This is a genomic window from Streptomyces sp. NPDC102514 (genome assembly GCF_055584525.1).
Genome location: NZ_JBVJLW010000001.1, coordinates 930,750 through 948,628 on the forward strand (window position 1 = coordinate 930,750; position 17,879 = coordinate 948,628).

Sequence of the window (17,879 nt, forward strand, 5' to 3'; positions counted from 1 at the left end):
GGGAACGCTACAGCCCCGACTCCATGCCCGAGACGGCGCGTTGCTTGTTGCTCTCCGCTTCGGCATGCCTGTAGGTACAAGACGGGAAATCCGGGAGGGCGGGCCATGCTTTCTGGTCTCGAGCCCGGACCCGATCGGCCTACCTCCATGCATGGTTCATGCAGTTTACGAATATCTAGTGGGTATTACGTGGTAGTGTGTCGGCGTGAGTATGAGCCTTGAAGAGCGGATGCGATCGGCTGTTGCCGCGCTTCTTCATGCGGCCGGTGAGTCGCAGACCGAGCTCGCCGCTGCGCTGGGGGTGAGTCAGGCGCAGGTGAGCCGTCGTCAGTCGGGGACCGCTGCGTGGAGTCTGGCCGACTGCGAGGCGGTGGCCGCGCACTACGGGATCACGGCGTACGACCTTCTGGCCGGCCCGACCCGGGCTGTCGAGGCCCTCCCCGCGGGGCGTCGCCGCTTGCCCGGCCGCCCGGCTTCCGCTGTTCGCTCTGCTGCCGTGGACGGGACGATCTGATGGCGGACTTCGAGGCGATCGACGCCCTGCTCGCAACCGCGTCGTCGGAGCGGACTCCGCTGCCGTCTGCCGAGGAACGGCGTCGGCTGCGCGAGGGCCTGTACCTCTCGCGCACACAGCTCGCGCAGGCTCTGGGAGTCGGCCCGTCCACGGTCGGCGGCTGGGAGTCCGGACGGGACCCGAGCTGGGAGGTGCGGGAGAAATACGCGTACTTCCTTGAGGGCGCCCGTACCAAGCTGGCCACCGCCACCACTGCCACCGACACCGAGCCTGGCGACGACGAGCCGACGGAATCCGAATCGGCGGAAGCCGACCAGACCGCGGAACCGCATGAGGATGGCGGCGACGTACTGGCCGTCCCGCAGCCGTGTGTGCTCTGCGGGCAGCCGGCCCGCCATCAGGTCGAAGGGTTCCCCCAGCACCTGGACCCCGCCGAGTGCGCCCCGGCTGCGCCCACCCCCGTACCGCCGGAAAAGCCTGCACCGGAGGAAAAGCCCGTACCGCCGGAGAAGCCCGCGGCCCGTACGGCGCCGCGGCAGCCGTCGCCCACCGGAAAGCCGGGCCGGGCGACGGGCGGTGTGAAGGTGGTCCCCGTCGGCCGTCGACTGCAGGCTGCCGACGCTCCGGACCGGGTCGGCGCCGCGGTGGCGGCTGCGCTCGCGGACCACACCGGTGACGTCGAGGCGGCGACGGCGGCGTTGGTGAAGCGGGCGATCCCGGATGCGATGGCGCTCCTGGATGACACCCGCAAAGGCGGGCGCTACGACGTGGTCGCGCACCCGTGGCTGCCGGACATCCTGCGCAAGCAGAGTGCGCGCGGCGCCGACCAGGTGTGGGAGGCCCGCCCCAAATGGAGCCGCCCGGAGTTGCCCGCGGGCGTGCACGAGATCACGGCGCTGGACATCAACGGCGCCTACCTCTCCGCGCTCAAAACCCACCTGCCGCTCGGCCAGTTGGAACACTCCACCGGAAATCACCACGACCGCCGCCGCGCAGGACTGCACCTGATCACCCCACCCGCGTGGGACCACGAGACGGTCCTGCCCCACCCGATCGGCAACCGGGACGAGCCGGGCCCGCTGTGGGTGACCGAGCCGACGCTGCGCCTGCTGCTGCGCCTGACGGGCCCGAAGTACGGGATGTGCGACCCGCCCGAGATCCACGAGTCGTGGACGTCCGGGGCGACCGAGGGCCTGCTGGAGAAGTTCCGCATCGCATTGAAGGACGCCAGGGACCGGGCGATCGCCGATGACGACCAGGTGACACTGGAGTACGTGAAGGCGATGTACTCGAAGTTCGTCTCCACGCTGGGGGAGTCGAACTACAACCGCGAGTTGTACCGCACCGACTGGATGCACCTCATCCGCGCCCAGGCGTTCGCGAACCTGTGGTGGAAGGCCCACCGCGCGTATGACGAAGGCCTGATGGTCGTCCGCGCGATGGGCACCGACGAACTCCACGTCGCAGGCGACTGGCGAGCGGTCTTCCCCGAGGGCCGCGGCGTGGCCGAGGTGAAGGTCAAGGACATCTACACCGTCGGCACCGCCAACGAGCCCCCACCGGACGCTTCCTGACGCCGTACCTCTGACCCGGTGTCAGTTCCCCCGCCGGAACAGGAGACGGGGCCCTGGGCCCCGTACAGTGATCCACCCCCGAGACCCCGGAAGAGACGATGCCTGAGCGGAACATCGAATTCGGTAAGTACGGTGCTCGCGGCCTCAAGGGCCACGAGGCCGTCGCCCGCCAGTTGGACGACCTGGCCGGCTACATCGCCACCCCCGTCTCCGCCCGCCGCGGCCTGCAGGCCCGCCTGCACTACCTCACCCGCACGACCCACGCCCGCCAGGCGGCCCGCGCTGCGGGTCTTACGGTCACCGACCGCACCCTGCGCGCCTGGCAGGCCGGTACCCGCAGCCCGACACGCAAGAATCTGGAGCGCATCGAGCAGGCCTACCGCACGGTGCGGCGCGAGAACGTCGCCCGTTACCTCACAACCCGCCTCAACCGCGACGGCCGCGGCACCCGCGTGGAAATCCACCCGCTCAACCAGTCGCAGGTCGACCGTCCGCGTCAGCGCGCGGTGGAGCTCCGGCATCTCAACGTGCGCAACTGGGACCGGATCGTCAGCGCGTGGACGGCGGGCGACGACCAGCAACTGGACGAGGCATGGGTCGACCAGGTCGTCGACCTAGGCTCCCAGTGGGGCCTGTACGAGTACGTCACCAACATCGGTTTCGCCGCCTGAACCGCGGACCGGGTCGGTCGCGGCCACGACAGCACTCTTGAGCGGCAGATGTCGGGTGACCTCCAGGCAGTCGCGAGTCGATGTCGTGCCGGTCCGGGAGAGCTCTCAAGAGCTTCAAAGAGGCGTGTAGGGGCCCTGTGGTCCGCCACTGGGCCCCTACAAGTGTTCGCCAGCGATCTCCCACGCCTCCGCGGAGCCGTCGGCGAGATCGCCGCCAGCGGCCCGATGTCAGAAGGGCCGTTTAGGGTGACGCACAAGATCACCGGCTAGTGGGTCGGCGTGTGCGAGTTGACGGTGGGGGTTGTCGTGGCCTGGTGGAGGAGAAAGCCGGGAGCGCGGGCGCAGTGGGTGCTGGATCCTCTGGTTGGGGTGGGGCCGTTGCGGTTCGGCATGTATCCGGATGAGGTCAAGGCAGCCTTGGGAGGAGTGACGGACAGTCGCTCGCAGGTTGCCCGGGGTGGATCGTCTTGGGAGACGTACGGCGACGTGGGTGTGACCGCGGTCCACGGGCCGGGAATGCTCCTGGTCGCTGTGGCGATCGATGCGATGAGCGGACCGTTGGTGCGGTTCGGTGACATCGAACTGATTGCCCGGGTGCCGTCCGAGGTGCGCGCGGACATCGATGCTCTCGCACGCCAGGATGGGGTGGAGGTCCGGGTGAACGCGAGCGGCGACCCGGAAGTGACGGCATGGGGCCTGTCTATGGGAGCCACGGTGGCATGGGAGCTTTCGGCTGAGGGGTATGTGCGGCGTACGGACAGGGTGATCTCCGAAGCGCTTCTGGTTGCACCCGAGTTGGCCGAGGATCCGTACGGCACGGAAGCGATCGTCCACTGGTGGGACATCAGCGAGCAGTCGGCGAATCCTGACGGATGGCCGGTGACCGCCGACCAGGACCGGCAGCACTGGCAGTGGACGCCGCTGGAGAGCGTCGGTCCGCTCTGCTTCGGGATGACTCCGCAACAGGTGGCTGCGGCGCTGGGCGGCGAAGCGCCGGCTGCCCGGCGGGGGCAGTTTCCCTACTACTGGTATCGCGAGTCCGCACAGTGGTGTCTGGACGAGGACCGGTTCGGTGAGGCCGGGGTCACTGCCCACTACTGGTTCCGGGAAGGCACCCCCACCTTGGGAGCGGTGACCGTGCATGGGCGCAGCGGTCCCCAAGTCTCCTTCGACGGTGTCGATCTCATTGGCAGGACGGTGTCCACCATCGACGCGGCCTTGGAGCAGCGCGCGGAGAACGAGGAGCTGGACCTGGTCATCGGATGCTCGGGCGACCTCGGACCGGATGGGCTCAACATGTACGTGCGGGCCACCAGGGCCGGTGACGTCGTGGTCAGCGAGGCCAGGTTCTGTGCTGCCGACTGGGAAGACCATGGCTGAGGCCAGAAGATGGTTCGCGGGCCCGGTGGGCACAAACATGGCGGAAGTATTTGGCCTCGGAGGTGTAGCCGAGTATGGCCTGCATCGTGGCAAAGGTGACCAGTTCGACTGTTCTCGTCTCCGCAGGCACCCCTTGGACCGCATCGCCAGGAGGAACAAGTGTCATACCCGGAACTGCTCACTGCCGGGGAGAAGCTCGCCGAGGCGAAGAAGCTGTTGAGCCTCCCGCGTATCGTCGTGATCTGCGGCTCCACCCGCTTCATGACCGAGATGAACGAGGCCGATCTGCGGGAGACCAAAACCGGGAGGATTGTTGTCAAGCCAGCCTGTGATATGAAGTCGCCGCACGAACTTAGTTCCGATCTTGTCGAGGCTGAGGCGCTGAAAGTTCGGCTCGGCGATCTGCACCGGGCGAAGATCCGGCTCGCTGATGAGGCGCTCGTGGTCGGTGACTACGTTGGAGACAGCACCCGGGCCGAAATCGCCTACGCCCGGTCGTTGGGCAAGCCGGTGCGGTTCACGCACCCCGAAGTCGACCCTGACGCCTGACCGTCCGCCGCCACCACGACAACCAGGGCCTGCAGCCCGCCGCCGGTCTGTCGGGGGACTCGGACCCGACCGCGGGGTCACGGAAGGTCTGGCCGTTCTCCTTCGCATGCCGGAACAGCGACCGCAAGGCGACGACGCTCCGGCTTCAAGGCTGCCTGCCGGTGGCAGCCGCAGCGTCGGTGAACCCACTGTCGTGTTGTTGGCGTTTTTCGGCCTGGTCGTCGAGGTCCGAGGGACCACATGCTGGCACGTACATGCCGTAGGGGGGTCGTCGTGATTGCTATGCGTTCTGCCACGCGTACTGCCAAGCGTTCTGCCTTGCGCTCTGTGAGGCGTCTGCGAGTTACCGTTCGTGCCGTTGTCGCAGTGGCTCTGGCCTTCGGCTGGTCCGTTGCTGTCGGATCAGCCGCTCATGCCGTTGAGCGGGCGGAGGGGCAGGCGGCTGTCGTGGTGCGTGGCGGTGACACGCTCTACAGCACGGTCAGCCGTTGCACGGTGGGCTTCAACGCCCGTTCCGGTTCCACGATGTACGCGTTCGTTTCGGGTCGGTGTGCTCAGGGCGCCACCACCTGGTACGCCGATGCCGCTCTGACGGTCAGTGTCGGTGTCACCGTGGGAGTGAGTTTCCCGGGCAACGACTATGCGACTGTCCGGTACACGAACACGGCCGTTTCCTACCCGGGTGAGGTGTCGCTGGGCGCCGGTGCCGGTACTCGCGACATCACGGGCGCGGCGAATCCCACGATCGGGCAGTCGCTCTGCCATGTCGGGCGAGTCGGCGGATACCGCTGCGGCAGCATCCAAGCGGTCAATATCACCGTCAACTACGGCGGGGGAGTGGTGTCCGGGCTGTTCAGGTCCAGCATCTGCTCCGAGCCGGGAGACACCGGAGGCCCCGCCTTCTCGGGCGGCACGGCGCTCGGCGTCATCGTAGGCAGCAGCGGGAACTGCAGCGTAGGCGGCGTCACTTACTACCAGCCCGTGGTCGAGTGGTTGTCGACGTATGGCCTGAGCATCTACTGAGGCGGCCGGGTGACCGAAGCAGGCAAGTGACACAACCGCCCGTACTCCGGGCTGTACGCTCCAACATATGGCTGGAATATGCCATAGGCATGCGGGTCGATGAGATAGTCGCCGTAAGAGGGCGTCGCCGGACCTCAGGCGGTCGCATCGAGCGCCGCACGGCCGGAGAGCTCACGGCGCTCTCGCAGGCGGCCCCGTTCCACCTCCCCGCCGGGCGGGGCCGCCTCAGTTCCCTCCGACAGGCCGCTACTGGATCCCGTCGGAGTGCGACGATCGGGCTCCTGCATCTCCGAAGGCGCACCGGTTGCCCGGAGCGCACGACGGGGAGGCGAGGAGCAGGCCCCGGAGGGCACGCGGATGCCTGCGGAGGTCTAAAGCCCCAGTACTTCGCCGTACTTGATGGCTCCGTAGGGCAGCGCGAAGCCGTACGGGGTCAGCGCCTTGCCCAGCGGGTACGTCTCCTGCGTGCTGCTCGGCGCGAACCAGACGCCACCCGACCTGAGTTCACCGGCGTTCTCCCCGGGTGCGCTCACCGCCGTGTCCCACAGCCCGTCGCGGTTGTAGTCGCCGACGGCCAGTTGGGCGCCGAAGCGGTCGCCGGCCTCGGCCGTGCCGGGCATGTTCGGGGTGCTCTGGCTACGGGCCAGTCCTCCGTACAGGCCGTGCTCCGTGCCGTTCATCGTTACGTATCCGCCCGCGTCCTTCACGGTGCCCACGTCCTCGCCGGGCACGCCGACCACCAGTTCCGGACGGCTGTCGCCGTTGAGGTCGCCCGCGGACAGCGCGGCGCCGAAGTCGTCGCCCTCCTCGGCGGCACCACCGACCTCCGGGCTCGACTGGGTGATGCACTCGTACTCGGCGCCGAAGTCAGCGCTCTTCGAGCCCTTCGAGCCCTTGAGTACGAGCACCGCACCGCCGAGCCGGTTCTCGCAATGGGTGCTCTCCGACTCGGGGTTGGGCTGTACGAGGCCGACCGCGAGGTCGTCCGTACCGTCCCGGTCGAAGTCGGCGGCGGCGAGCGCACTGCCGCGGTCGGCGTCGGCGTACCACTGGGCGGGCCCGGACTGGTCGTCCCAGCGCGTGATGAAGGTGCTGGAGTCCTCGGTGCCCCGCCAGGTCGCGGCGAGGTCGTCGCGGCCGTCGCCGTCGAAGTCGCCGGTGGCCAGGGCGCGGGTGGCGCCGCCCATGCTGTAGCGGCGCAGGGTGGTGGGTGTCACCGGGTCGGCGGTGAGAGGGCCCGGGCGGAACCGCAGCGCACCGTGCTCCTCCCCGTTCTCGCCGAACGCCAGGTCCGTGTCGCCGTCGCCGTCGTAGTCACCCGTGGCGATGGTGCGCCCGATGCTGCTGTACTCGGACGTGCCCCTGGCCACGGTGGTGCCCTTGGGGTGCCACTGCAAGCTCTCCAGGACGGTGATGGTGCCCTCGTCCTTGAGCTGGTCGGAGGTGAGTGACTCCCCGCTCGCGCCGACGACGAGCTCGAAGACACCGTCGCCGTTCACGTCGACGGGCGCCAGGGAGGAGCCGAAACGGTCGCCCGCCTCGGGCGTGCCGGGGATGCCGGCCTCGGCCTGGCTGATGACGCCGGTGGACTGGTACGGGCTCTCCGCGCCGCCGTAGATCACGCTGATGTAGCCGGCCTTGGCCTTGCCGTCCACCGTCGCGTCGGGCATGCCGACCGCGATGTCCGCGTATCCGTCGCCGTTGAAGTCGAACCGCGGGGTTGTCGCGTCTGCGGCGCTTGCGGTGAGCGGCAGAGTGAGACCGGTGGCGGACAGTGCCACAACAGCGGCGGTGGCGACCAGGATACGTACGCGCACAGGGCAACTCCCTTAGTCAGAAAGGGAAACAAGGGTTACTGGCTTCCGGGGCTGTGACTCGTGAGGCGTACGAAGGGTTGTGCGAAGGTGGCCGTCCGGTGAACGCGGCTGACCGCGATCCTGGCCCACTCCTGCTGACCTGACCCACCCCTACTGACTTGTTCCTCCTGTCCACCCTGTCCACCCTGTCCACGGACCACGTGGCCCTGCCCAGGGCCAGGGCCAGGGACCCAGCGGACCTCAGACGGCCTGAGCAGCGGCGCCCCTCGCCTCAGCGAAGGGGCACAGCCACACGGCGGGATCGGATCGCCGCAGCGTCAGGCGGACGCCGGCCGCAGGACGACCGGAAGCGCGGCGAGGCCGTTGATCGCCGTGGAGATCACGGGCACCAGCTCCGACTCGGGCACGGCCAGCCGCATGGCGGGGAATTGGGCGAAGAGCTGGGAGAGCCCGATCGCGCTCTCCAGGCGGGCCAGAGGTGCGCCGAGGCAGAAGTGCGGGCCCGCGCCGAAGGCGAGCTGGCGGTCGTAGAGGCGAGAGTCGCGGATGTCGAAGCGCGCCGGGACCGTTCCGCGCTGTTCACGGTTGGCGGCGGCCAGGCCGACGACGATCGGCTCGCCGCGGCGCACGGTCACTCCGTGCAGGACGGTGTCCCGCAGTGCGTACCGCATGAACAGGTTGCGCAGCGGTGAGTTCCAGTGCAGGCCCGCTTCCACGGCGGCCGGCCAGTCCAGCTCTCCGTCGAGAAGAGCCGTGAGCTGGTCGGGATGGGTGAGCAGGGCGTGGACGGTGCTGGTCAGCGAGTTGACCGTGGTCTCGTGGCCTGCCAGCAGGATGATCTCCAGGGTGTCGATCAGTTCCTTTTCCGTCAGCCGGTCGTCCTCGTCGTCCAACGCCTCGATCAGCGCGCTGGTGAGATCGCCGAGCGGGGCCGCGCGCCGGTCGGCGACCAGCTGTGCCAGCACCTCGCGCTGCCCGACGGCGGCCCCCTGCCGCTCGGCGCCGCTGACCTCGACACTCAGCATGGTCGTGAAGTGGCCACGTAATCGACGCTGCTGATCGGGGTCGGTGAGGCCGAACAGCTCGCAGATGATCAACAGCGGGAGCGGATAGGCGAAACCCTCCTTGAGGTCTGTCACCGCCCCTGGCTTCACGGATTCCAGACCGTCCAGCAACTCCCGGGTGATCTCACGGATCCGGGGTGCGAACGCGTCGATACGCCGGGGAGTGAAGGCGTGACTCACCAGTCGGCGAAGCCTGCGGTGGTCCACCCCGTCGGCATTGAGCATCGACTCCCCGACGATCAGGTTGAGCAGCGGCCATCCGGCGGGTATCTCCCCGCGCGTGTAAGCGCCCCAGTGCCGCGGATCGCTGGAGAGGTCGGGGTGCGCGTCCAGCACCGTCTGGGCCGCCTCGGCCGACATGGCCGCCCAGGCGCGGACGTCCTCCGGCAACGCCACCGGCACCACGGGGCCGTGCCGCAGCCACTCGGCTGCCTCCTCGTGGGTTCCGCGGTTCGGATCGAGCGAGGACACGGGCTGGTCGAGCGACAGTTCCGAACGGTCGATCCGCATGGACAGCTCCAAGTGCACGTGGGATACGTTGCCTTGCGTCCGCCTACCGTGTGCGGCCGTATCGCGAAAGGAAGCTGTACCGGGTGCGGGCCGACCGCCCGACAGGGCCGGGATCGTCGCCGGACACGAACCCCGGATCCGACCCCGCCACCGTCATCGTAACGACCCGGACCCGCGCATATGGACGAAGCGGACGAAGCCCTGCCCGAAGAACTCAAGTCGTCTCATTCTTCAAGTAAGTTGACCGGATAGTCTGGCATCAAGCCATGAAACGGGCCGTCTCCGTGAGGGACTGGTCCAGGATCTCCAGGCCCAAGGTCAGTTCCTCCTCCGTAGCCGTCAGGGGTGGGGCGATGCGCAACGTGCCTCCCATGCCCGGGAGCTGCACGATGTTCATGTGCAGGCCCAGTTCGAGGCAGCGGGCGGTGACGCGGGCGCCCAGGGCGTCCCCGGCCGAGGTGTCGGTGTCGCCCGTGGTGAACTCGACGCCGAGGAGCAGGCCCCTGCCGCGTACGTCGCCGATCACCGGGTGGCGGGCGGCGAGTTCGTCGAGTCCCTTGCGCAGGAACTCGCCTCGGCTGCGGGCCTGTTCGTCGAGGTGGTCGGTTTCGAGGACATCGAGGACTGTGTTGCCGACCGCCGCGACGAGCGGGTCGGAGACATGGGTGGTGAAGAACAGGAAGCCGCGCTCGTGGGCCCGTTCCTCGATCTCCGCGCTGGTGACGACAGCGGCGAGCGGAAGTCCCGCGCCGAGTGTCTTGGACAGGGTGAGGATGTCGGGGACGATCCCGTCGCGTTCGAAGGCGTACCAGGTGCCCGTGCGGCACAGGCCGGTCTGCGCCTCGTCGAGGATGAGGAGCATCCCGCGCTCCCGGCACTTGCGGAGCAGGGCGGCGAAGTAGCCTGCGGGCGGCTCGATCACCCCGCCGGAGCTGAGGATCGGCTCGACCAGGCACGCGGCCAGGCTGCCGGTGGACTGGGCGTCGACGAGGTCGAAGGCGAGGTCCAGTTGGCGCTGCCAGTCGAGAGTCCCGTCGGGGTGCGTGATGTCGGGGTGGTGGGAGTGGGGGACGGGGATGGCGAAGTTGCCCGGCGCACCCGGTCCGTAGCCCTTGCGGCCCGCGCTGTACGTCGCCGACGCGGCGGCCTGGGTCATGCCGTGCCAGGACCGGGCGAACGACACGATCTCGTGGCGGCCGGTGACGAGTTTCGCCATCCGTACCGCGGCTTCGTTCGACTCCGCGCCCGTGGTGAGCAGCAGTACCTTGTCGAGCGGGTCGGGCAGCGTACCGGCCAGCCGCCTGGCCAGGTCCACGACCGGGCGGCTGAGCATGCCGCTGAAGAGGTGGTCGAGGCCGGCGATCTGCCGCTGGACGCACTCCACGATGCGTGGGTGACTGTGCCCCAGGATCGCGCTCATCTGGCCGGAGGTGAAGTCGAGGATCCGGCGGCCGTCGGCGGTGTACACGAAGCTGCCGCTCGCGCGCTCGATGATCTCGGGGGTGAAGGCCACGCCGTAGCGCAGCAGATGGCGCCGTGCGTCGTGCCAGAACTGTGCGTCGCGGTCCGTGCCGGTCATGTCGCCTGCCCTGTCGTCTGCCATGACGTCGACGGTAGGGACGGGTCGAGGTTCGCGTCCATCACACGATGTCGGCTTTCCTGTGCGGCAGAACCGTACAAGAATCGCCGGGGTGATGAACCCGTGGAGGCTGAGGCTGCTCAGCCAGCTGGACACGCTCGGTACGGTGCGCGCGGTGGCGCAGGCCGGCCATCTCAGCCCGTCGAGCGTCTCCCAGCAACTTGCCGTCCTGGAGGCCGAGACCGGCACCAAACTGCTGGAACGCACGGGGCGGCGGGTACGGCTGACGTCCGCCGGGCTGATCCTCGCCCAGCGGGCCCGCGCGATCCTCGATCACATGGACGGCGTCGAGAGCGAGTTGCGCGGCTTCGGTGAGGAGCCGTCGGGGCTGGTGAGGCTGGGTGCGTTCCAGAGCGCCATCCACACGCTGGCCGTCCCGGCGGTGACCCGGCTCGCGGCCGCCCACCCTCACCTGGACGTCGAGATCCTCGAACTGGAACCGCACGCGAGCATGCCCGCCCTGCGTATGGCCGACGCGGACATCATCATCACCACGACCGACTTCGACGAACTTCCCCTGGGCCCGGACCTCGACCTGGTGCCGCTGGCCGAGGACCCGGTCCTGCTGGTCCTGCCTCCCGACCATCCCGCCGGACGCGGCCCCGCGGACCTGGCCGCCTTCGCGCACGAGGCCTGGGCCTTCGACATGCCCCAGTCCTACATGGCCAACCTCGCCCGGCGGCTGTGCCGCCAGGCCCGCTTCGAACCGCGGGTCGTGTGCCGTTTCAGCAACTACATGATGGCGCTGCAGCACGTCGAGGCGGGACTCTCGATCACCCTCCTCCCGGCCCTCGCCGTCGCCCACAACCGCTACGACGTGACCACGCGCGAACTCGCCACCCCCGTCACCCGCACCATCACCGCCGCCGTCCGTCGCGGCACCCCCACCCGCGCCGCCGTCCGCGTCGTCCTGGACGCCCTGCGCCACGACCCGACGCTTCCGCCGCTCACTCCGCCCACCGAGCGCGGCGCCGGGGTACCGCCGAGCGGCACGCCGTGACGGTTCACCACGAGCCGTCGGTCAACTGCCCGCGGACACCTCCCACGACGAGTTGCGGCGTCTACTCGATCACTTGGGCGGTGCGTGCTGCTGTCAGCCACTGCGGGAACTCCCGCAGAAGCCGGTCGTACAGCAGCGAGTCGTCCAGACTGTGGGGGTCGCGACCGGCGTGGAAGAAGCCCGCGTTGTCGACGATGCGGCAGGCCGGTACGGCCAGGGAGTCGAGGCGGTGCAGGAAGGCGAACTCGTTGTCGTCGGGGTCGCCGAACCCGACGAACTGCCAGAACAGCGGCAGGCGGGCGGCCTTGCACAGGTAGCGCTCGGCGGCGGCCTTGCTGGTGGGCCCGCCGTCCGTCTGGAAGATGACCAGGGCGGGGTCGGTGCTGCCGGATGCGAGGTAGTGGTCGATGACCTCGTCGATGGCCCAGTGGTAGTTCGTGCGCCCCATGTGGCCGAGGTTCTCGTGCAGCTTGTCGATGCGGCCCGGGTAGTTGCCGAGTCGGAGGTCGGTGGATCCGTCGACCTCGGTGGAGAAGAACACCACGGGTACGGTGCCGTCGTCGTCGAGGTGGGCGGACAGGGACAGGACCTGTTCACCGAAGTGCTGCATGGTGCCGTCCTTGTAGTAGGACCGCATGGACCCTGACCGGTCCAGGACCAGGTACACCGCGGCGCGCACCCCCTCAAGGCCGTGTGTGCGCAGGCTGGTGCCGGCGGCCTTGTAGAGACTGACGAGGCCCGGGGCCTCGGCCTGCACTTTGGTCAGACTGACCGCCGCGGGGGCGTTGTGCACTTCGGTCATGGTTGCCGTTCCTGTAGCGGGTGCGATCGCCATAATGCGTGCCCTGGTGCGGATTTGGCGCGCTTTTCGCGGAAGTGGGCGCAGTCGTGGGCCGGCGGTCCTTCTGCGCGGTACGGGTTCGCCGCTTTGCCACTGCGCTGCGAGACCCCGATCGGATGTGACGTGGATCACGGCGAAGTGAAAACCTGACGCGAGGGCCGCGCGTCTAGCAGGTGTGAGATCAGCCAGGGCACCGCTGCACGAGCTGGACGAGGAGCGTCTCGTCCGGCTGGTGGCGAAGGGCGACCGTGCCGCATTCGAGGAGTTGTACCGGCGTACGTCGCCGTGGCTGGCGGTGCGCCTGCGTCGCCGCTGCGTGGACGAGCAGATCGTCGCGGAGGTCATGCAGGAGACCTACCTGGCGGTGTGGCGGGCGGCGGGCGCGTTCGCCGGGGCCGCGGTCGGCGGGACGGCCACCGGCTGGCTGTGGACGATCGCGGCGCGCCGCCTGGTCGACGCGTTCCGGCGCAGGGCCCACCACGCGGAGCCCCCACCGGCCGCCGCCGTGCCGGATGTCGCGCCCGCCGCCGAGGAGGAGGCGCTCGCGGAGACCGTCGGCGGTGAGGTCGGGGACGCGCTGCGCTACCTCGCGCCGGAATTGAGACAGGTACTGCAGGCCATGGTGCTCGACGGGCTGTCCGTCAGGGAGACCGCGGTCCTGCTCAGGCTGCCCGAGGGCACGGTCAAGACCCGGGCCAGGCGGGCCCGGACGGCGATGCGGAGGGCGCTGGCATGAGTGGGGAACACGCGTCGGGGCGGATCATCGAGGGGTACGCGCGTGGCGGCGCGGACCTCGCCGCCGACGAGGTGTGGGCCGTGGAGGCCCACCTGGAGGCATGCCGGGTGTGCCGCGACCGGCTGTCCGCCGTGGTCACCGCCGAGGTGCCCGCGGTGGCGTCACTCGTCGGCACCGTGTGGTCCGGCCTGGAACCCAGGCTGGCGGTCACCGCCACGATGCGGCGCGGACGGTTCCGGCAGGCGTGGCTGTCGCGGCTCTCACGCTGGATGACACCAGCGATGGTGCCGTGGCTGGCCATGGTCGTCGGCGTGACACTGCTGGCCCTGCTGCTCGACGTGGTCGGCGCGGGCACGGGCGAGGTGTCGATGGTGCTGCTGTTCTCGCCGGTCCTGCCCGTACTCGGCGTCGCGGCGTCCTGGGCCCGCGGACTGGACCCGGCGTACGAGCTGACGGCCTCGGCGCCCAGGGCCGGGCTGCAACTCGTCCTGCGGCGCACCGCGTCCGTGCTCGGCGTGGTCGTCCCCGTGCTGCTGGTGTGCGGGTGGCTGACCGGGGTGATGGTGGCCCAGTGGCTGCTGCCCTGCCTGGCCTTCACCGCGGCGACGCTGGCGCTCGGCGGTGCCGTCGGGATGACCCGTGCCGCCGTCGCACTGGGCGTCGTATGGGCCGCGGTGGTCATGGCGCCGACCGTGGCCACCAGCCGGACGGCCGTCGTGCTGCGGCCGGACGGCCTGCCGGTGTGGGCGCTGCTCGTGGCACTGGGCGTCGCGGTCGTGATCGCCCGCAGGAGCGCGTACACCGTGCTGGACCCCCATCGATGAGCAACGCAACAACCAACCGACAAGAACCAACCGACAGAACCAACCGACCAGCCGACAAGAACCAACCGACAAGAACCAGCCGATAACAACCAACCGAAAGGAACAGCACATGACGTCCGCGGTCAACGCGGCCGACCTCGCGCCGACGGCCTACGCCTGGGAGATCCAGGCCACCGGGCTGAAGGTCAGGGTCGGCAGGAAACGGATGGCCGTCGACGGCCTCGACCTGCGGCTCGGCACCGGTGTACACGGCCTGCTCGGCCCCAACGGGGCGGGCAAGACCACCCTCATCCGCACGCTGGCCACCGTGCTGCGCCCCACCGAGGGCACTCTGGAGATGTTCGGCGAGTCCGTTGGCGGCCGGGGCGAGCACCGTGCGCTGCGGCGCCGGATCGGCTACCTGCCCCAGGAGTTCGGCTACTACAAGCGCTTCACCGTGCGCGAGTTCGTCGAGTACATGGCGTGGCTGAAGGAGGTGCCGAAGGCGGACATCCCCGCCGCGGTGCAGCGCGCCGTGGAGCGGGTGGGCCTGGCGGACCGCGCCGACGACAGGATGAAGGCCCTGTCGGGCGGCATGGTGCGGCGCGTCGGTATCGCCCAGGCCATCGTCAACGACCCGACTGTCCTGCTGCTCGACGAGCCGACGGTCGGCCTCGACCCGGCACAGCGGCTGCGCTTCCGCGAACTGCTGCAGGAACTGGGCACCGACACCTGTGTGCTCGTCTCGACCCACCTGGTGGAGGACGTCGCCGCCGCCTGCACCGACGTGGTGCTCTTCGCCGAGGGGCGGTTGGTCTTCCAGGGCACCCCGGACGAACTGGCGGCGGCGGGTGGCCCTGAGCACGTGGGCGACAGCCCTCTGGAGCGCGGTTACTCGGCGCTGCTGCAGAACCCCGCCCAGGAAAGGGGCAGTTGGTGAACCTCCGTGTTCTGCGAACCGAGTTGAGGCGCTCCGTCGCCCCGTGGGCCGGCGCGGTGGTCCTGGTTCCGGCGCTGGCGTTCCTGTACCTGGTGGACGCCGCATGGTGGAGGGGCACCACGGCGTGGACGGCCCAGTGGACGTCCATGGCCATGTGGACCCGCTCCCTGCTGTTCTACCTGTGGCCGCTGGCCGTCGGACTCGGGGCGCTGCAAGGGCTGCGCGACCACCGCTCGAAGATGTACGAGCTGCTGACGAGCACGCCGCGCCCCGCCCGGCATCGCGCTGCCGCACTTGCGGGCACGACGACACTCACGCTGACCTCGGCCTTCGCGCTCCTGGTCCTCGTGGGCGGGGTCCAGGTGTGGGGCAACACCGGTTACACGCACGCCGGTTGGCTGCCGATCTCACTGGTCGGGGCGTTCTTCCTCGTCGCGGGGGCCGTGCTGGGCATGGGGGCCGGAAGGGCCCTGCCGTCCGCGCTCACCCCGCCCGCGGTGGCCATGGGCGCCTTCGTGTTCACGGTCCTGATGCACATGTCCCTGGGCCGGACGGAGACGGTCATGGAGGGCGGGCTCCCGGGCACCGAGCCGAACCGGGTCTCGCTGCTGTCACCGACGGTGGAAGAGGTGCGCGACGCACTCGTCACGCTCTCCGCGTCCGTGCACCTCGGGCAGACGGTCTGGCTGCTCGGCATGGCCGCGACCGGCTTCGCCCTGCTGATCGCCGCGACCCCGCGAGCCAGGCTCATCGCACTGACACCCCTCCTGGCGGGCGCGGTGATCGCCCTGCTGGTGCTGCCCTCCGACCCGAACCGGATGTACGTCGTCGACAAGGCAGCCGCAGAACCGGTCTGCGACGGCCCGGTGTGCGTGACGACGACACAACGGGCACGGCTCGACGACGTCGCGGGCCCCGGCAAGAAGGCGCTGCGTCTGCTGCACGCCGCCCTGGGTGGGCAGGCGCCGGTTACGGTCCGGGAGAACGCCTCCGTACTGCCGCAGGGCTCCACGCCCCGATGGTCCCGCGAGAGCGTGCTGTTCGACTTCGACGACGACATGATCACCGGTGTGCGGGGCGAGGAACTGACCCGGGCCCTGATCGCGCAGGCCATGGTGCCGATGTGCGTCCCCGTCGGCTGGAGCGGCACGGCGGCCGACCCCGCCGCGCAGAGCGTCGCGGTCGCCTGGGTCACCGGCGACCTCGAACCCCTCGCGGGCAACGGGTTCCCCGCGGCCGAGCAGACCGCCGCGGCCCGCCCGGTGTGGAAGAAGCTCAAGGCACTGCCGCGGGACGAACAGCTGTCCCGGATCAGTGCGATGCGTACCACCGCGCTGTCCTGCGAGGGCGAACCCCTCGCCGCGCTCAAGGGGGGTGCTTCCCGGTGATCCCGCCGATCCCGGTGAGGTGGCTGACGCTGTACGCCCGCTCGCGCCAGGTCCCCGCGTCGCTCGCCGCGGTGGTCGTCAGCGCGGTCACGGTGGCGGTCCTCGCCCGGGACGGAGGTGGGGGCGAGGGGCCCACCGAGCCGGGGATGCCCGTGCTCGTGCTCGCCGCCGGGGCGATGGCGTTCTCGGTCGGGCTCGGTGGACAGGACCTCGCGCTGGACCGGACGGCCGCGATCCGCTGGGTGCCCCGCAGAGCGGCGCACGTGCTGTTCGCGGGAGCGGTCGTCGCCGCGGCCCTGCTGACCGTACAGAGCATGGGCGAGGACATGGCCACCCCCGCGTTCGTCGTCCGCGACAGCGCGGGCCTGATGGGGCTGGTCGCCCTGGGTGCGGCAGTCGCGGGCGGCCAGTACGCCTGGACGCTGCCGTTCGCCTGGGTCTCGTACGCCTTCTTCGCCCCGCCCCCGACGAATACGCCGACGCAGGTGGCGACCTGGATGCTGCTGCCACCCGGCACGGGCGCGGGTACCTGGACGGCGCTGGTTCTCACCGTCGTCGGCACAGTGGCCTACGCCTTCGCGGGGCCGAGACGGTAGCCGGACCGGACCGGACCGGACCGGACCGGGCAGGGCAGGGCGAGGCGCCGCGAAGGGAGGGGCGGCACCTGCGCGAACAAGCCGGATCCGGAGGGCTCAAGGCGGCGAGTCGACAGGCGTCCACCACAGGCGCGAGCCTCGCGGACGACCGCGTTTCCGCCTGTGCCATCCTGAAATGATGATCAGGCAAGAAGCGGGTGGCAGGTCGGACGGGCTGGTTCGTGAACGGGTCACGGCCTGGCTGCAGAGCGCCGAGGAACCCGGCTTCGGCCGGGTCACCCGCTTCGGACAGTGGGACGTGACGCCTGACGGAGACTGCGTGGCCGCGGTGGGCACCGTTCTTGACGGTCTCGACCGGCCGGGACGCGACATCCTGTGCGTGATATCGACGGACAGCGGCGACCTCCAGCAGTACGACCTGGCGGCCGACCTGGTCTCCAGCGGCGCCGGGACCGTGGCGGTCGCCTCCCGCGACAGCGTCCACTGGTTCGACCTCACCACGCGTACGCCGGATACGGGACCTGTCCTGCCCGGACGCATCGAGCACCTGCGTGTCTCGGCCGACGGCCTGCGCGCACTCGTGGTCCTGGCCGCCGACCAGCCCTCCCGCTACGACCTGGCGGAGCGCGTGAGCGCCGAGCCGTCGCAACGTGAACCGCTCGTCTTCACCTCCGAGCCGGAACGATTCCGCCAGATTTACGTGGTGGACCGGCGGAGCGGTTCCGTACGGAACGTCACACCCGCCGGTGCCAACGTCTGGGAGGTGTGCTGGGCAGGTCCGGACGCCGCTCTGGCCGTCTGCGCGGACCAGCCCGGCTAATCCGGCTGGTACAG

The 17,879-nt window shown here is 69.8% G+C and carries 17 protein-coding genes; 13 read left to right on the top strand and 4 right to left on the bottom strand.

Annotated features, from left to right (window positions below; all coding sequences use genetic code 11):
* Nucleotides 1–211 precede the first annotated feature (211 nt).
* From ACZ60E_RS04120 to ACZ60E_RS04145, 6 genes are all read left to right on the top strand, one after another.
* On the top strand, nucleotides 212–514 hold the full coding sequence (locus tag ACZ60E_RS04120) for a helix-turn-helix domain-containing protein (RefSeq protein ID WP_469438340.1): 303 nt from the start codon (nucleotides 212–214) through the stop codon (nucleotides 512–514).
* Complete coding sequence (locus ACZ60E_RS04125; protein ID WP_469437832.1) at nucleotides 514–2,088, top strand: helix-turn-helix domain-containing protein; 1,575 nt, start codon at nucleotides 514–516, stop codon at nucleotides 2,086–2,088. The genes ACZ60E_RS04120 and ACZ60E_RS04125 overlap by 1 nt, the downstream gene beginning before the upstream one ends.
* A 98-nt stretch (nucleotides 2,089–2,186) precedes the next feature.
* A complete protein-coding gene (locus tag ACZ60E_RS04130) occupies nucleotides 2,187–2,759 on the top strand; it encodes a transcriptional regulator (protein WP_469437835.1) in 573 nt (190 codons plus the stop codon).
* A 531-nt stretch (nucleotides 2,760–3,290) separates the two neighbouring features.
* A complete protein-coding gene (locus tag ACZ60E_RS04135) occupies nucleotides 3,291–4,139 on the top strand; it encodes a hypothetical protein (RefSeq protein ID WP_469437838.1) in 849 nt (282 codons plus the stop codon).
* A 159-nt stretch (nucleotides 4,140–4,298) separates the two neighbouring features.
* Entirely contained in the window at nucleotides 4,299–4,688 is a 390-nt protein-coding gene (locus tag ACZ60E_RS04140; protein ID WP_469437840.1) for a hypothetical protein, read from the top strand.
* 366 nt (nucleotides 4,689–5,054) lie between these two features.
* Nucleotides 5,055–5,711, top strand: coding sequence for a S1 family peptidase (locus ACZ60E_RS04145; protein WP_469437842.1), 657 nt, complete (start codon nucleotides 5,055–5,057; stop codon nucleotides 5,709–5,711).
* 371 nt (nucleotides 5,712–6,082) lie between these two features.
* On the opposite strand, the gene ACZ60E_RS04150 is transcribed toward ACZ60E_RS04145, so the two are convergent.
* From ACZ60E_RS04150 to ACZ60E_RS04160, 3 genes are all read right to left on the bottom strand, one after another.
* Entirely contained in the window at nucleotides 6,083–7,528 is a 1,446-nt protein-coding gene (locus tag ACZ60E_RS04150) for an FG-GAP and VCBS repeat-containing protein (protein ID WP_469437844.1), read from the bottom strand.
* A 317-nt stretch (nucleotides 7,529–7,845) separates the two neighbouring features.
* Nucleotides 7,846–9,102 carry a cytochrome P450 family protein gene (locus ACZ60E_RS04155; protein ID WP_469437846.1) on the bottom strand — a complete coding sequence of 419 codons (1,257 nt, stop codon included), beginning with the start codon at nucleotides 9,100–9,102 and terminating at the stop codon, nucleotides 7,846–7,848.
* A gap of 259 nt (nucleotides 9,103–9,361) precedes the next feature.
* Entirely contained in the window at nucleotides 9,362–10,705 is a 1,344-nt protein-coding gene (locus tag ACZ60E_RS04160; protein WP_469437848.1) for an aspartate aminotransferase family protein, read from the bottom strand.
* Nucleotides 10,706–10,796: 91 nt separating this feature from the next.
* Between ACZ60E_RS04160 and ACZ60E_RS04165 the strand changes: the two genes are divergently transcribed.
* Nucleotides 10,797–11,741, top strand: a complete 945-nt coding sequence (locus tag ACZ60E_RS04165; protein WP_469437850.1) for a LysR family transcriptional regulator — start codon at nucleotides 10,797–10,799, stop codon at nucleotides 11,739–11,741.
* 61 nt (nucleotides 11,742–11,802) lie between these two features.
* Here ACZ60E_RS04165 and ACZ60E_RS04170 read toward each other — a convergent pair whose 3' ends face one another.
* Nucleotides 11,803–12,543 (bottom strand): vWA domain-containing protein, encoded by a 741-nt coding sequence (locus ACZ60E_RS04170; RefSeq protein ID WP_469437852.1) that lies wholly within the window; start codon nucleotides 12,541–12,543, stop codon nucleotides 11,803–11,805.
* Between the two features lie 214 nt (nucleotides 12,544–12,757).
* Here ACZ60E_RS04170 and ACZ60E_RS04175 point away from each other — a divergent pair, with 214 nt between their 5' ends.
* The 6 genes from ACZ60E_RS04175 to ACZ60E_RS04200 all read left to right on the top strand — a co-directional run bounded on the left by ACZ60E_RS04175 (nucleotide 12,758) and on the right by ACZ60E_RS04200 (nucleotide 17,865).
* Nucleotides 12,758–13,318 (top strand): RNA polymerase sigma factor, encoded by a 561-nt coding sequence (locus ACZ60E_RS04175; RefSeq protein WP_469437856.1) that lies wholly within the window; start codon nucleotides 12,758–12,760, stop codon nucleotides 13,316–13,318.
* Entirely contained in the window at nucleotides 13,315–14,142 is an 828-nt protein-coding gene (locus tag ACZ60E_RS04180) for a zf-HC2 domain-containing protein (RefSeq protein ID WP_469437858.1), read from the top strand. The genes ACZ60E_RS04175 and ACZ60E_RS04180 overlap by 4 nt, the downstream gene beginning before the upstream one ends.
* A 109-nt stretch (nucleotides 14,143–14,251) precedes the next feature.
* On the top strand, nucleotides 14,252–15,061 hold the full coding sequence (locus ACZ60E_RS04185; protein WP_384797845.1) for an ABC transporter ATP-binding protein: 810 nt from the start codon (nucleotides 14,252–14,254) through the stop codon (nucleotides 15,059–15,061).
* Nucleotides 15,058–16,449 (top strand): hypothetical protein, encoded by a 1,392-nt coding sequence (locus tag ACZ60E_RS04190; RefSeq protein WP_469437861.1) that lies wholly within the window; start codon nucleotides 15,058–15,060, stop codon nucleotides 16,447–16,449. Before ACZ60E_RS04185 ends, ACZ60E_RS04190 begins: the two co-directional genes overlap by 4 nt.
* A gap of 14 nt (nucleotides 16,450–16,463) precedes the next feature.
* Nucleotides 16,464–17,045 (top strand): hypothetical protein, encoded by a 582-nt coding sequence (locus ACZ60E_RS04195; RefSeq protein WP_469438342.1) that lies wholly within the window; start codon nucleotides 16,464–16,466, stop codon nucleotides 17,043–17,045.
* Between the two features lie 178 nt (nucleotides 17,046–17,223).
* A complete protein-coding gene (locus ACZ60E_RS04200) occupies nucleotides 17,224–17,865 on the top strand; it encodes a hypothetical protein (protein ID WP_469437865.1) in 642 nt (213 codons plus the stop codon).
* Nucleotides 17,866–17,879: the final 14 nt, after the last annotated feature.

What these genes read in the sequence shown, in the direction of transcription:
- ACZ60E_RS04165 (WP_469437850.1), top strand. Translation starts at nt 10,797, where the DNA reads ATGAACCCGTGGAGGCTGAGGCTGCTCAGCCAGCTGGACACGCTCGGT.
- ACZ60E_RS04160 (WP_469437848.1), bottom strand. Translation starts at nt 10,705, where the DNA reads ATGGCAGACGACAGGGCAGGCGACATGACCGGCACGGACCGCGACGCA.
- ACZ60E_RS04185 (WP_384797845.1), top strand. Translation starts at nt 14,252, where the DNA reads ATGACGTCCGCGGTCAACGCGGCCGACCTCGCGCCGACGGCCTACGCC.
- ACZ60E_RS04125 (WP_469437832.1), top strand. Translation starts at nt 514, where the DNA reads ATGGCGGACTTCGAGGCGATCGACGCCCTGCTCGCAACCGCGTCGTCG.
- ACZ60E_RS04170 (WP_469437852.1), bottom strand. Translation starts at nt 12,543, where the DNA reads ATGACCGAAGTGCACAACGCCCCCGCGGCGGTCAGTCTGACCAAAGTG.
- ACZ60E_RS04155 (WP_469437846.1), bottom strand. Translation starts at nt 9,102, where the DNA reads ATGCGGATCGACCGTTCGGAACTGTCGCTCGACCAGCCCGTGTCCTCG.
- ACZ60E_RS04180 (WP_469437858.1), top strand. Translation starts at nt 13,315, where the DNA reads ATGAGTGGGGAACACGCGTCGGGGCGGATCATCGAGGGGTACGCGCGT.
- ACZ60E_RS04200 (WP_469437865.1), top strand. Translation starts at nt 17,224, where the DNA reads ATGATCAGGCAAGAAGCGGGTGGCAGGTCGGACGGGCTGGTTCGTGAA.
- ACZ60E_RS04120 (WP_469438340.1), top strand. Translation starts at nt 212, where the DNA reads ATGAGCCTTGAAGAGCGGATGCGATCGGCTGTTGCCGCGCTTCTTCAT.
- ACZ60E_RS04130 (WP_469437835.1), top strand. Translation starts at nt 2,187, where the DNA reads ATGCCTGAGCGGAACATCGAATTCGGTAAGTACGGTGCTCGCGGCCTC.